We start from the raw sequence: 13,461 nt of genomic DNA on the forward strand, positions 1-13,461 counted from the left end.
CCGGCCGAAACCCGCTACGTTTTTTGTCAGTGCAGAGGGGCTATTTTGCATGCCATGAAACTTTTCTGTCCAAGTTGCGTATAAATCCTTATTGGACATTTAAAAGGGTGAGGGGATTTATATGGAAAATGCAGAGCTTGAATTAAGAAGGATTAGAGTGATCCTTCTTTTGATTGGAATCGTTGTCTTATTTGGATCATGCGCCATCTCGAACATCGAAACGAGACAAGAAAGTTGGCATAACCATTCTGGTGAGCATGATGGGAGCCATGTTGATGGTCTTTTACCATCATCTGTTGCGCTAAAAAATAATCACATTGCTGTTGTGAAAGATGATGAAGTACATGTATACCGGTTTGATGAAAAAGAAGGAGAGCTGACGCTCATTACGACAAAGTACATAGATGAATGGGATGAAGATGATGGTAATAGTGAAGACTTTGATGAAGAGTAAGCACGTAAATTTACAAATGAATGTGAAGTCGCTACACTATAAACATGCATCAGACATCTAGACAGAAAAGGATGAGTTCATGACACACAAAATTAAAATTAATCATTGGGAACAAACTTGTGAAGATGACTCCTGTTTCGAATATGGAACAAGCGTTTCTGTAAACGGGAAAGAGTTAGTAAGAGAAGCCTCGATCGTCTCTGCGCTTGAAGCGGTGCTCAAAGAATTAGGTGTTGAAGTGGAAATAACAGAAGTGTCAGAAGATTTACAGTGCGATGCCTACAAAAAATAAAACAAAAAGTCTAGTCTACTAAGCGATTTTTTTTCGTGTTATGATAGATTTCGGTTTCAGTTGAATAGGGAGTAGGGCAGTCTATTTTTAGAACCTGCTCTGCTCTATTTATTTGAACGTACGAGTTCGGCTATGAATGTTCGGCCGGGTTGGTTGATTTTTTTCGTTTCGAGCATCTATATGTTGTGTTTTGAAAAAACATAGTATACTATATATAGTGAATAGCGGAATGATCAACAATACTAAAAACTAGGTCGTGATGGAATTGATTCAAATCGTATTTGATTCAAAAACAGGAAATGTTCAACGCTTTTTGGACAAGACCCCTTTTACAGACAAACGAAAATTGACTGGAGAAGAGTTTTTGGATACGCCGTTTATTCTCGTCACCTTTACGACAGGATTTGGACAAGTCCCTGGTACCACTCAGTCATTTTTAGAGAAAAATGCGCACCTTTTACTAGGTGTAGCGGTGAGTGGGAACAAAGTGTGGGGAGATAACTTTGCCAAAAGCGCCGATACGATTTCTAAACAATATCAAGTTCCTATTTTGCACACCTTTGAACTAAGCGGAACAAAAAGGGATGTTGAATTGTTTACACAGGAGGTAGAAAGAATTGTCACAAAATCAGGTTCCAAAGTGGATACAATTAAATAACGAGATTATGATTCAAAAAGAAGGAAAGTTTCAGTTCGACAAGGACAAAGAAGCTGTACATAGTTATTTCGTAGATTATATTAATCAAAACACGGTCTTCTTTCATAATCTAGAAGAGAAGATTGATTACTTAATAGAAAACGACTACTATGAGGAAGAATTTTTAAGACAATACAGCATGTCAGATATTAAAGAAGTATTTGAAGCTGCATATGCCAAGAAATTTAGATTCCCATCATTTATGAGTGCGTTTAAGTTTTACAATGACTATGCACTGAAAACAAATGACAAAAAGAAAATCCTTGAACGCTATGAAGACCGCATTTCAGTTGTGGCTCTTTTCTTTGCGGGCGGAGACAAAAAGAAAGCACTTGAGTTTGTGGAACTGATGATCAACCAAGAGTATCAGCCAAGTACACCAACATTCTTAAACGCAGGCCGTAAAAGACGTGGTGAGCTGGTGAGCTGCTTCTTGCTTGAAGTGAATGACTCATTAAACGATATTTCAAGAGCCATTGATATTTCCATGCAGCTGTCTAAATTAGGCGGCGGCGTCAGCTTGAACCTTTCAAAGCTTCGTGCGAAAGGTGAAGCGATCAAAGATGTAGAAAATGCGACCAAAGGTGTCGTAGGCGTCATGAAACTTCTTGATAATGCATTCCGATATGCAGATCAAATGGGACAAAGACAAGGTTCAGGCAGTGCGTACTTGAATATTTTCCACAGAGATATTAATGATTTCTTAGATACGAAAAAAATCTCTGCGGATGAAGATGTTCGTGTGAAAACACTATCGATCGGTGTCGTCATCCCAGATAAATTTATCGAGCTTGCTAGAGAAGATAAAACAGCTTACACATTCTATCCTCATACAGTTTATAAAGCTTATGGACAGCATCTTGATGAGATGGATATGGAAGAAATGTATGACGAGCTTGTAGAAAACCCGAAAGTCAAAAAAGAAAAAGTCAATCCGAGAAAACTTCTTGAAAAATTAGCTGTTCTGCGCTCAGAATCAGGCTATCCATATATCATGTTCCAAGATAATGTGAATAGAGAGCACGCACTGAACCATATTTCACGTGTGAAATTCTCAAACCTTTGTTCAGAAGTACTTCAAGCTTCAGAAGTCTCTTCTTACACGGACTATGATCAAGATGATGAGATCGGACTTGATATTTCTTGTAACCTTGGTTCTTTAAATATCATGAACGTGATGAAAAACAAATCCATTGAAAAAACAGTCAAGCTTGCAACGGACTCACTCACACTTGTGTCTGAAACAACAGATATCCGCAATGCACCAGCTGTTAGAAAAGCGAACAAAGCGATGAAGTCAATTGGACTTGGTGCGATGAACCTTCATGGGTATTTAGCTCAAAACCAAATCGCTTATGAAAGTGAAGAAGCAAGAGATTTTGCTAATACGTTCTTTATGATGGTGAACTATTACTCCATTAAGCGTTCAAGTGAGCTTGCAAAAGAAAAAGGGGAAACATTCCACCGTTATGAGGGCTCTGGTTATGCAACAGGTGAGTACTTCAATAAATACGTAGAAAATGATTTCACTCCAAAAACAGAAAAAGCAGCTGCGCTATTTGAAGGCATGCACATTCCAACAAAAGAAGATTGGGCAGCACTCAAAGACTTTGTAGCGGAAAATGGCATGTACCATAGCTATCGATTATGTATTGCACCAACAGGTTCTATTTCGTATGTTCAATCGGCAACAGCGTCTGTGATGCCAATTATGGAACGTATTGAAGAAAGAACATACGGAAACAGCAAAACGTATTATCCAATGCCAGGACTTTCAGCACAAAACTGGTTCTTCTATAAAGAAGCATACGATATGGACATGTTTAAAGTGGTCGATATGATCGCAACCATTCAGCAGCACGTCGATCAAGGAATCAGCTTTACATTATTCCTAAAAGATACGATGACAACGCGTGACTTAAACCGCATCGATCTTTATGCACACCATAAAGGCATTAAGACACTTTATTATGCAAGAACGAAGGATACAGGGCAGGAAGGCTGTCTTTCTTGTGTTGTTTGATTAAAGGAGAGTTTAACGTGACAAAAATTTATGATGCAGCCAACTGGTCAAAACACGAAGACGATTTTACACAAATGTTTTACAACCAAAACGTCAAGCAATTCTGGCTTCCAGAAGAGATTTCCTTAAACGGGGACCTTTTAACATGGAAATATTTAGGTGAAGAAGAGCGAGATACGTACATGAAGGTACTGGCTGGACTGACGTTACTTGATACAGAACAAGGAAATACAGGAATGCCGATAGTGGCTGAACATGTGGACGGTCATCAACGTAAAGCCGTGTTAAACTTTATGGCCATGATGGAAAATGCCGTGCATGCAAAATCATACTCAAATATCTTCATGACACTTGCACCGACTGAAACGATTAGTGAAGTATTTGAATGGGTCAAGAAAAATAAATTCTTGCAAAAGAAAGCAGATATGATTGTAGGTCTGTACCGTTCCATTCAAAAGGATGACCCGATTTCCTTATTTAAAGCAATGGTTGCTTCAGTGTATTTAGAAAGCTTCCTATTCTATAGCGGCTTTTACTACCCGCTATATTTCTACGGTCAAGGAAAGCTCATGCAAAGTGGTGAAATCATTAACTTGATTTTGCGCGATGAAGCGATTCACGGTGTGTATGTTGGATTGTTAGCACAAGAAATATACAACAAACAAACACCTGACGTGCAAAAAGAGCTTTATGATTTCTCTATCGATCTGCTTAATGAGCTTTATGAAAATGAACTTCATTACACTGAGGATATTTATGACCAAGTCAATTTATCGCATGATGTGAAAAAGTTCATTCGTTACAATGCCAATAAAGCGTTAATGAACCTTGGATTTGCCCCTTACTTTGAAGAAGAAGAGATCAACCCAATTGTATTGAACGGACTCAATACAAAAACAAAGTCACATGACTTCTTCTCAATGAAAGGGAACGGCTACAAAAAGGCAACAGTTGAGCCGTTAAAAGATGACGACTTCTTCTTTGGAGATGAATCATAATTAAAACGCAAAAGTCAAAACGCATCACTCGTTTTGGCTTTTTGCCATTTCTAACAATGTGTTACATACTGGAGGTTACCGAACATGGGAAAAATGGACGAAATGATTTTAGTTGCACCGCGCGCACGCGTGTTCCAAAACGAAACACTTGCGTTTAATGGTGTGAATAGTGAAGAGAAAACAATCAGCACCATAATGAAAGAAATCGAAGAGCACTTCGAGCAGATGCGAAGAGGCGATGCAGAAGAAAATCCTGACTTCAAACAGCCGATACCTTATGTCGTGATTAAGCGTGAGGACGAAGTATATGTATATGAAAGACTTCAAGGCGGGGGAGAGACTCGCTTACATCATAAGTTATCTCTTGGCTTTGGCGGTCATATGAATTTCATTGAAGGGAAAAAATTTGCTGAGATTCTAAAAGAAAATACCGATCGTGAACTGGACGAGGAACTTTCGATTCAAGAAGAAGACAAACTTGAGATGAAAACCCTTGGACTTATTAATGATGATGACAACAGTGTCGGCCGTGTGCACATCGGACTGTTATCAGCCCTTGAATTATCACCGGGTGCTCATGTAGAAGTAAAAGAAACAGATCAAATCTCAGGCGAATGGATGAAAGTAACAGATTTGAAAAAGCCTGAGTACTTCGATCGTCTTGAAACATGGTCTCAATTTGTCGTGAACATTTTAGCATAATTGGATAGACAACAAACCGGCTCTAAAGATGACTTGAGCCGGTTTGTTTTTTAGATTATTGAAAAACGAATGCGTCGTGACCGGCCTGCTTTAATCGAGCGACGAGGTCATCTGCATTTTGCTTTGAACGGAAAGCGCCAGCTTGGACTCGGTACATGCCGCTATCCAGTACGACCAGCGCTTCAAATCCTTTGGATCTGAGTGTAGCTGCTAGTTCATCCGCATTGGCTTTGACCTTGAAAGCCCCTGCTTGCACTTTATATAGGTTACTTGCTTTTTTTTTCAATTGAAGGGCTTTTTCTAATCCAGTGGCATGAGCACGAGCGATCCCTTGAAGGAAAGTAGCGTTACGGAGCTTATTTGCATCAGCTACCGTATCGATGAAACCGTTTTCAGTTAAAATGGCAGACATAGAAGTTTCCCGCAGAACGTGGAAGTTCGCCGTTTTCTTGCCGCGGTCGGCAAAATCAACGGAGCGGACAATCTCATCATGAAGGGCATTGCGATACGTGGTGGTTGGTGCTGAAACGCCAGGGTACACATAACTTTCAAAACCTGTGCCTCCGCCAGCATTAATATGAATAGACACGAAATAGTCAGCTCCCCAGCTGTTTGCCGCATTCGTACGCTGGGATAACGTGACGGATTGGTCAATTGAACGACTTAAGCGGACGGAAACCCCATCATATTCACTAATCAACATATCTCTCAGAAAAAGCGCAATTTGCAGTGTGATATTTTTCTCCAAAAGTCCATTAGCAGCAGCTCCAGAATCTGTTCCTCCGTGGCCAGGATCAATAAAAATTTTCACCATCTATTCATCACCTCGTCTTTATTTTATGAGGAAATAGAAAAATTGCCTGTACAAAATGCGGAAATCATCGAGACTCTTTTCTGCACAATTTGTGATGAAAAAGCGCCATTTTTCTAAGAAAAAACAAATTGTTGGTTTGTCCGCCCGAAATGGATGAATACAATGGAAATAGCACATCATTTCCTGGGAAACCGCACAATCCCCTACAATAACCGGTATCTCGGGTCATTTTGACAGTAAACCAATGCTAGTGCGGGCGATTGTCACGATTACAGCTCCACCCGAATAGATTAAAGAGAGAAGAGCGAGAGGTGAATACGTTGGAGCGAGCTGTCACATATAAAAATAACGGCCAAATCAACATTATACTTAATGGACAGAAGCAAGTATTGGTTGATGCAGATTCAGAGGCAGAATACCTAGAGGCCTTGCAAAAAAATGAGGCCAAACACAGCATCTTACGAGAAATAGAACGAGAAATGAACAGCCTTGTCGGGATGGATGAAATGAAACGAAACATAAAAGAAATTTATGCTTGGATTTTTGTGAATCAAAAAAGACAAGAACAAGGATTAAAGGTAGGAAAACAAGCGCTTCATATGATGTTTAAAGGAAATCCCGGCACAGGGAAAACAACGGTTGCACGGCTTGTCGGGAAGCTTTTCTTTGAAATGAATGTTCTTTCAAAGGGGCACTTAATTGAAGCAGAACGAGGAGATCTGGTTGGAGAGTACATTGGACATACAGCTCAAAAAACAAGAGATTTGATTAAAAAATCACTAGGCGGCATTTTGTTCATCGATGAAGCCTATTCTCTTGCCCGCGGAGGAGAGAAAGATTTCGGGAAAGAAGCCATTGATACCCTTGTAAAACATATGGAGGATAAGCAGCATGAATTCATCCTCATCTTAGCTGGATACTCCAAGGAAATGGATCATTTTCTTTCTCTAAACCCTGGTCTGCAATCGAGATTTCCGATTAATATCAACTTCCCTGATTATACGGTCGATCAGCTGATGGATATTGCAAAACGAATGATGGCCGATCGGGAATATGTCTTTACCCAAGAGGCAGAATGGAAACTGCGAGACTATTTAATGCACATCAAGAGCACAACGAGTCCTGCCAAATTCAGCAACGGCCGTTTTGTGCGAAACACCATTGAAAAAGCGATTCGAACTCAGGCGATGAGGCTGCTTCTTGTGGATCATTATGATAAAAAAGACTTACTTACGATTAAAAGCCATGATCTGCAAATGAAAGAGGATACGCCTTCTTGAAATGGCGTATCCTTTTTGTAAAGAGACAAGAAATTAAACCTTCCGAATGGTGGTATACGTGTGGTGTGTTTGGTATGATGGTACTACTGAAACTTAAGTACAGAAAGGAAACAACTGACGTTGAATGAACATGAAATGATCGAAAAAGCGATCCTTGTCGGCTGTCAACTGCCGCATATAACGGATGAACGCTTTCAATATTCTATGGAAGAATTAGCTTCCTTAACCAAAACAGCTGGCGGTGAAGCTGTCAGCATCATGACGCAAAAAAGAAATAGACAGGACAGCGCGACTTACATCGGAAAAGGGAAAGTGGAAGAGCTTGAAGTGCTTTGCGAGGAGTTAGACTGTGACGTTATTATTTTTAACGACGAGCTTTCGCCTAGCCAGTTAAAAGCTTTAGCGACTGCCTTAGATGTGAAAATCATTGACCGTACGCAATTGATTCTAGACATCTTTGCCAAAAGAGCCCGTACAAGAGAGGGGAAGCTGCAAATAGAGCTTGCCCAGCTTCAGTATGCCTTGCCGAGACTGAGTGGACAAGGGATCAGCCTTTCAAGACAAGGCGGCGGAATTGGCGCAAGAGGTCCAGGTGAAACAAAACTTGAAACAGACAGACGTCATATTCGAAACCGCATACACGAAATTCACGGACAACTATCTGCAGTCAAAGAACATCGCACGAGATACCGGGAACGACGGAAGAAAAATGGCGTATTCCAAATCGCTATTGTCGGGTACACAAATGCCGGGAAATCAACATTGTTTAACCAGTTAACAGAAGCGGATAGCCATGAAGAAGATTTGCTGTTTGCCACACTTGACCCAATGACGCGTAAAATGACACTTGAATCTGGCTACAGTGTACTGATTTCCGATACAGTTGGTTTTATTCAAGACCTTCCAACCACACTGATTGCAGCATTTCGTTCCACTCTTGAAGAAGTAAAAGAAGCAGACTATTTGCTTCATGTGATCGATTCTTCGAATGAGGATTATGAAGGGCATGAACGAACGGTTCATAAGCTTTTAGAAGAATTAGAAGCTGACCGTATTCCGATGCTGACTGTCTATAACAAAAAAGACCAAATCCGGCCGGATTTTATCCCTTCCTCAAAGCAGCGCCACATTTTAATCAGTGCTAGGCGCGAGGAAGATGTGAAGCGGTTAAAAGCGGATATCATGGCTGAACTGAAAAAAGATTTTTTAAAGCCATATCATGTAAGAATTCCGGCATATGAAGGAAAACTCATATCTGCCTTAAAGTCAGAAACCTTGGTGGAATCACTGGAATTCCAAAAGGAAGCAGAGCTTTATGACATCACTGGATTTAGTGGTGAGGAGCAAACCATATTAGGACAAATCAAGAAGTATATGTTGTAGGAAAGGAATTAAATCACGATGTTTCACACTTTAAAACATGGCACCATTTTAGAAAAAAAAGCAGCAGAAGCAGAACAAGACATTTCACAAATACATCAGCAAATTGATCGAAAGAGCGAACAAAATGAGTGGCGGGTTCTTGAAAGCTACCGGAAACATAAAGTCAGCGACTCTCATTTTAACCCGACAACTGGTTATGGCTACGATGATATGGGAAGAGACACGTTAGAAAAGATCTATGCGGATGTATTTGGAGGGGAAAGCGGTCTTGTACGCCCGCAGATCATTTCTGGAACACATGCCATTTCCATCGCCTTATTCGGTGTGCTGAGACCTGGTGATGAATTGATCTACATGACGGGGAAACCTTACGATACCCTAGAAGAGATTGTCGGGATTCGCGGCAAAGAAGGGACAGGCTCATTAAAAGATTTTCAGATCGATTACAAAGCCATTGATTTGCGTCAAGATGGATCTGTCGATTTCGATAAAGTCAAAGAATCTATTTCCCAAAAAACAAAAGTCATCGGGATTCAGCGTTCTAAAGGCTATGCGTCAAGACCATCCTTTACAATAGAAGAAATTGAACAAATGATTTCATTTGTGAAAGACATCAATGAGGACATCATTGTATTTGTTGACAACTGTTATGGTGAATTTACTGAATTACAAGAGCCGTGTCATGTGGGCGCAGACCTTATGGCAGGTTCTCTCATTAAAAACCCAGGCGGCGGCCTTGCCAAAACTGGCGGCTACATTGTCGGTAAAGAAAAATGGGTAGAAGCTTGCTCTTATCGAATGACATCTCCAGGCATCGGCAGTGAAGCGGGTGCATCGCTGTATGCGCTCCAGGAAATGTATCAAGGATTTTTCTTAGCACCGCATGTTGTTGCACAAAGTTTAAAAGGCGCCGTGTTTACAGCGCGTTTTCTTGAAAAACTCGGGTTCCAAACAAACCCGTCGTGGAATGCGAAAAGAACCGACTTGATTCAATCTGTAGAATTTGGAGACCCTAAAAAAATGATTGCATTTTGTCAGGCGATTCAATATGCATCACCGATTAACAGTCATGTCACACCGCATGCAAGCTATATGCCGGGATACGAGGACGATGTGATTATGGCAGCGGGCACATTTGTCCAAGGAGCCAGCATTGAATTATCAGCTGATGGTCCGATTAGACCGCCTTACACAGCCTATGTTCAGGGCGGTCTCACGTACGCCCATGTGAAAAATGCCATTTGCAGTGCAGTAGATGCCTTATTAGAGCAAGGTTTTATTGAAGTGCCTGCTCTATAAAAAAATCCATGTTAATATTCCTAACATTTCGTTGACACATAATATAACATGACATATAATAAATTTAAGCAAAGAGGAGGAGACAGTTGAGATGAGTGATAACATTCGCCGCTCAATGCCTTTATTCCCAATTGGGATTGTCATGCAGCTAACAGAATTATCTGCAAGACAAATTCGCTATTATGAGGAAAATGGTTTAGTATTTCCAGCTAGAAGTGATGGGAATCGCCGATTATTTTCTTTCCATGATGTTGATAAATTACTAGAAATCAAAAACCTCATCGAACAAGGTGTAAACATGGCAGGAATCAAAAAACTTTTTGCCAAAGCTGAGGCTGAAAATCCATCGTCTGAAATAAAGACAGAGGAGAAAACCACAGCGAAGCACAACTTGACAGATGATGAACTCAGGAAGCTACTGAAGAAGGAACTCATTCAGGCTGGACGTTTCCAACAAGGAACGACCTTTAGGCAGGGGGATATGTCAAGGTTCTTCCGTTAACCAATTAGCAAAAGCATTGCTATACACATTTTACCTTTTGTAGGGGAGGAGTTTTACGAAATGGCAAAGTACACAAGAGAAGATATCGTAAAATTAGTAAATGAGGAAAACGTAAAGTACATCCGTCTGCAATTTACAGACATTCTCGGAACAATTAAAAATGTTGAGATTCCTGTGAGCCAGTTAGAAAAAGCTCTCGATAACAAATGTATGTTTGATGGTTCATCTATTGAAGGGTTTGTACGTATCGAAGAATCAGATATGTACCTATATCCAGATCTAAACACGTTTGTTATTTTCCCTTGGACAGCAGAAAAAGGTAAAGTGGCACGCTTTATTTGTGACATTTATAAGCCAGACGGAACACCATTTGATGGAGACCCTCGTAACAACTTAAAGCGTATCTTAAAGGAAATGGAAGAACTAGGATTTAGTGATTTCAACCTTGGACCTGAGCCAGAATTCTTCTTATTTAAATTAGACGAAAAAGGCGAGCCAACGCTCGAACTAAACGATAAAGGTGGATACTTTGACCTTGCACCAACAGATTTAGGTGAAAACTGCCGCCGTGACATCGTGCTTGAGCTTGAAGAAATGGGCTTTGAAATTGAAGCTTCTCACCACGAAGTAGCACCTGGTCAGCATGAAATTGATTTCAAATATGCAGGCGCCATCCGTTCTTGTGATGACATTCAAACGTTCAAGCTTGTTGTGAAAACAATCGCTAGAAAGCACGGACTTCATGCGACATTCATGCCAAAACCATTGTTCGGTGTAAACGGATCTGGTATGCACTGTAACCTATCATTATTCAAAAATGGCAAAAACGCATTCTTTGATGAAAAAGCAGATTTACAATTAAGCGAGACAGCTAGACACTTTATCGCAGGTATTGTGAAGCACGCAACAAGCTTCACAGCGGTCACAAACCCGACGGTGAACTCTTACAAACGTCTTGTTCCTGGCTATGAAGCACCTTGCTACGTAGCATGGAGTGCACAAAACCGCAGCCCATTGATTCGTATTCCAGCATCACGCGGCATTAGCACACGTGTAGAAGTACGCAGTGTAGACCCATCTGCAAACCCATACCTTGCACTAAGTGTATTACTTGCAGCAGGTCTAGACGGAATCAAAAACAAACTAGACGCACCAGCGCCAATCGACAGAAACATCTATGTCATGGACAAAGAAGAGCGCCTTGAAAACGGCATCGCTGACTTACCTGCAACACTTGCAGAAGCACTTGAGCTGCTCAAGTCAAACGAAGTCATGATCAACGCACTAGGCGATCACTTATTCGAGCACTTCATCGAATCAAAAGAAATCGAATGGGATATGTTCCGCACCCAAGTACACCCATGGGAACGCGATCAGTATATGTCTCAGTATTAATAAAGAAACCCCTTGGAGCCATTGGCTTCAGGGGGATTTTATTTAATTAGTTGGTCTTGTGATATTTTCATGCATATTTCACTTTTAATTAATCGAAAGAGCCACTTCTTATGCAGAAGTGGCTCTATGTTATTTATGACTAAAATAACTCAAGGTACTATTAATAATTAAAGTGATCACAGATGCAACCAGTAAAGATATACTGATTGCACCCAGTCCTAAACCTTCCCACTTTCCTACGAAAAAACTGATTAATAATAAGATAATACTGATGAAGATGAGAATTGATGGAATTCCATACTGTAAAGGTGCATTCTTTCTTTTAAAGATCAAAGAAACACCCAGTATAACAATCGTAAGAATAACTGTTAGCAGCCAAAATGATGACATTTGTTGACCTTCCTTCTTTTAAAAATATATGAAATTATCTTATTTCCTCATCCATTACTTTCTTATACTTTTCAAATTCAGAATCTTTCATTTCTCCGTTCATTTGTAATAGAAAATTCCCTTTTGAATGGGTGTGAGAGAAGAACATAGATCCAGCATTGCCTAACTCATCATAATAGGATTTCGCCTGCTGTAAATCAGTTTCATTTCCAAATTTAAAAATCCTTCCACCAGCATTTTCACCTAAGGAAGGAATAAGAATTCTTTTTCCTTCTTCTCTTATATTTCCAAACTCTTTTTGTTTAAGATCAGATGGTTTTTCTGCTTCAAGCCCAGCACTTTTAAAAGCTTCAATAATATTGGCTGTCGTGAGCTGTTTTTCATTTGATGCTGCGCTACTGCAGGCTGTTAGCATCATTAAACAAATAAAAATGAATATAGATAATTTCTTCATATTGGATCCTCCTGATTTTTAGGTGCAAAGGAAATTTTACATGAAGTACCTTCTTTTTACTATCGTTTCGACAAAAATAGACAACGTGAATGACTAAGTAACTAATATTCTTCTTTTATTTTGCCTAAATTGTTAAATATACTCAGCAAGATGGTATACTTATGTGCATATTTTACTAGGAGGCATTCATCTTGAAATCATTTTGGGAAATAGACGAGGAAGGTTACTATACGTTAAAAAAGGTCAACGAAGCAGAAATAGCTAAGGCTGAAAAGAAACTTGGTATCACTTTGCCAGATACATATAAAAAGCTCATATTAGAACAGAATGGTGGTTATACCATTCATAATGCTTTTCCAACCACTCACTCTAATTCATGGGCCGAGGATCATATTCAATTTAATCACCTGCTGGGAATTGCTGAAGATGAAGGAATTATGGATAGTGCCTATTTGATAAAAGAGTGGGAGCTGCCAGAAGGGCTTGTCTTAATTAACGGGGATGGTCACACTTGGGTAGCGATGGATTATCGAAAAACGAAAGAGAATCCTGCCATTCATTATTTTGATGTTGAGATGGAAGAAGACTTTAAGTTAGCTGATTCCTTTGATGAATTCATTGAGGGGCTTTATACAGCTGAGTATACTGTTGATGAGGAAGCAGCAGCGGCTGAATATGAACTTTCTGAAGATCATTTAAGTAAAGAAGAACTCGAAGCTATATTTGAATTGGACGTGCTTGATGAAGGTAATCTGTATAAAATTCAATATTACCCGAT

At 40.0% G+C, this 13,461-nt stretch carries 15 protein-coding genes; 12 read left to right on the forward strand and 3 right to left on the reverse strand.

The window, feature by feature from the left end; genetic code table 11:
* Positions 1–121: 121 nt before the first annotated feature.
* The 6 genes from V7L95_RS15255 (at position 122) to V7L95_RS15280 (ending at position 5,166) form a co-directional block, all read left to right on the forward strand.
* Entirely contained in the window at positions 122–454 is a 333-nt protein-coding gene (locus V7L95_RS15255) for a YmzC family protein (RefSeq protein ID WP_340967082.1), read from the forward strand.
* Positions 455–533: 79 nt separating this feature from the next.
* Positions 534–746: a hypothetical protein gene (locus V7L95_RS15260; RefSeq protein WP_003212415.1), complete on the forward strand. Its 213-nt coding sequence runs from the start codon at positions 534–536 to the stop codon at positions 744–746.
* Between the two features lie 265 nt (positions 747–1,011).
* A complete protein-coding gene (gene nrdI / locus V7L95_RS15265) occupies positions 1,012–1,404 on the forward strand; it encodes a class Ib ribonucleoside-diphosphate reductase assembly flavoprotein NrdI (RefSeq protein WP_017359034.1) in 393 nt (130 codons plus the stop codon).
* Complete coding sequence (nrdE, locus tag V7L95_RS15270; protein ID WP_017359033.1) at positions 1,364–3,466, forward strand: class 1b ribonucleoside-diphosphate reductase subunit alpha; 2,103 nt, start codon at positions 1,364–1,366, stop codon at positions 3,464–3,466. Before nrdI ends, nrdE begins: the two co-directional genes overlap by 41 nt.
* Before the next feature lie 17 nt (positions 3,467–3,483).
* On the forward strand, positions 3,484–4,464 hold the full coding sequence (gene nrdF, locus V7L95_RS15275; protein ID WP_008344010.1) for a class 1b ribonucleoside-diphosphate reductase subunit beta: 981 nt from the start codon (positions 3,484–3,486) through the stop codon (positions 4,462–4,464).
* A gap of 84 nt (positions 4,465–4,548) precedes the next feature.
* Entirely contained in the window at positions 4,549–5,166 is a 618-nt protein-coding gene (locus V7L95_RS15280; RefSeq protein ID WP_048002221.1) for a hypothetical protein, read from the forward strand.
* Positions 5,167–5,221: 55 nt separating this feature from the next.
* Here V7L95_RS15280 and V7L95_RS15285 read toward each other — a convergent pair whose 3' ends face one another.
* Positions 5,222–5,980, reverse strand: a complete 759-nt coding sequence (locus tag V7L95_RS15285) for an N-acetylmuramoyl-L-alanine amidase (protein WP_008344009.1) — start codon at positions 5,978–5,980, stop codon at positions 5,222–5,224.
* Positions 5,981–6,300: 320 nt separating this feature from the next.
* On the opposite strand from V7L95_RS15285, the gene spoVK reads away from it, so the two are divergent.
* From spoVK to glnA, 5 genes are all read left to right on the forward strand, one after another.
* Positions 6,301–7,260 (forward strand): stage V sporulation protein K, encoded by a 960-nt coding sequence (gene spoVK, locus V7L95_RS15290; RefSeq protein ID WP_008344008.1) that lies wholly within the window; start codon positions 6,301–6,303, stop codon positions 7,258–7,260.
* Positions 7,261–7,380: 120 nt separating this feature from the next.
* Positions 7,381–8,643 carry a GTPase HflX gene (gene hflX, locus V7L95_RS15295; RefSeq protein ID WP_017367291.1) on the forward strand — a complete coding sequence of 421 codons (1,263 nt, stop codon included), beginning with the start codon at positions 7,381–7,383 and terminating at the stop codon, positions 8,641–8,643.
* Between the two features lie 18 nt (positions 8,644–8,661).
* Positions 8,662–9,942 (forward strand): aminotransferase class I/II-fold pyridoxal phosphate-dependent enzyme, encoded by a 1,281-nt coding sequence (locus V7L95_RS15300; protein WP_340967094.1) that lies wholly within the window; start codon positions 8,662–8,664, stop codon positions 9,940–9,942.
* A gap of 91 nt (positions 9,943–10,033) precedes the next feature.
* Positions 10,034–10,444, forward strand: coding sequence for a MerR family transcriptional regulator (locus tag V7L95_RS15305; protein WP_017359029.1), 411 nt, complete (start codon positions 10,034–10,036; stop codon positions 10,442–10,444).
* Between the two features lie 60 nt (positions 10,445–10,504).
* Positions 10,505–11,839, forward strand: coding sequence for a type I glutamate--ammonia ligase (gene glnA, locus V7L95_RS15310; RefSeq protein WP_007499421.1), 1,335 nt, complete (start codon positions 10,505–10,507; stop codon positions 11,837–11,839).
* Between the two features lie 129 nt (positions 11,840–11,968).
* Here glnA and V7L95_RS15315 read toward each other — a convergent pair whose 3' ends face one another.
* Positions 11,969–12,229 (reverse strand): YesK family protein, encoded by a 261-nt coding sequence (locus V7L95_RS15315; protein ID WP_025207372.1) that lies wholly within the window; start codon positions 12,227–12,229, stop codon positions 11,969–11,971.
* A gap of 34 nt (positions 12,230–12,263) precedes the next feature.
* Positions 12,264–12,683, reverse strand: a complete 420-nt coding sequence (locus tag V7L95_RS15320; protein ID WP_340967097.1) for a stress protein — start codon at positions 12,681–12,683, stop codon at positions 12,264–12,266.
* 191 nt (positions 12,684–12,874) lie between these two features.
* On the opposite strand from V7L95_RS15320, the gene V7L95_RS15325 reads away from it, so the two are divergent.
* Positions 12,875–13,461, forward strand: a 587-nt coding sequence (locus V7L95_RS15325; protein WP_340967099.1) for an SMI1/KNR4 family protein, incomplete at its 3' end; no start/stop codon positions are given.

Source organism: Bacillus sp. PPSBB_11 (assembly GCF_038023285.1).
GTDB classification, from domain to species: Bacteria; Bacillota; Bacilli; order Bacillales; family Bacillaceae; genus Bacillus; species Bacillus altitudinis.

Excerpts from the sequence above, each read along its gene's own strand:
- V7L95_RS15255 (WP_340967082.1), top strand. The coding sequence starts at position 122 with ATGGAAAATGCAGAGCTTGAATTAAGAAGGATTAGAGTGATCCTTCTT.
- V7L95_RS15260 (WP_003212415.1), top strand. The coding sequence starts at position 534 with ATGACACACAAAATTAAAATTAATCATTGGGAACAAACTTGTGAAGAT.
- V7L95_RS15280 (WP_048002221.1), top strand. The coding sequence starts at position 4,549 with ATGGGAAAAATGGACGAAATGATTTTAGTTGCACCGCGCGCACGCGTG.
- V7L95_RS15285 (WP_008344009.1), bottom strand. The coding sequence starts at position 5,980 with ATGGTGAAAATTTTTATTGATCCTGGCCACGGAGGAACAGATTCTGGA.
- V7L95_RS15300 (WP_340967094.1), top strand. The coding sequence starts at position 8,662 with ATGTTTCACACTTTAAAACATGGCACCATTTTAGAAAAAAAAGCAGCA.
- V7L95_RS15305 (WP_017359029.1), top strand. The coding sequence starts at position 10,034 with ATGAGTGATAACATTCGCCGCTCAATGCCTTTATTCCCAATTGGGATT.
- glnA (WP_007499421.1), top strand. The coding sequence starts at position 10,505 with ATGGCAAAGTACACAAGAGAAGATATCGTAAAATTAGTAAATGAGGAA.
- V7L95_RS15315 (WP_025207372.1), bottom strand. The coding sequence starts at position 12,229 with ATGTCATCATTTTGGCTGCTAACAGTTATTCTTACGATTGTTATACTG.
- V7L95_RS15320 (WP_340967097.1), bottom strand. The coding sequence starts at position 12,683 with ATGAAGAAATTATCTATATTCATTTTTATTTGTTTAATGATGCTAACA.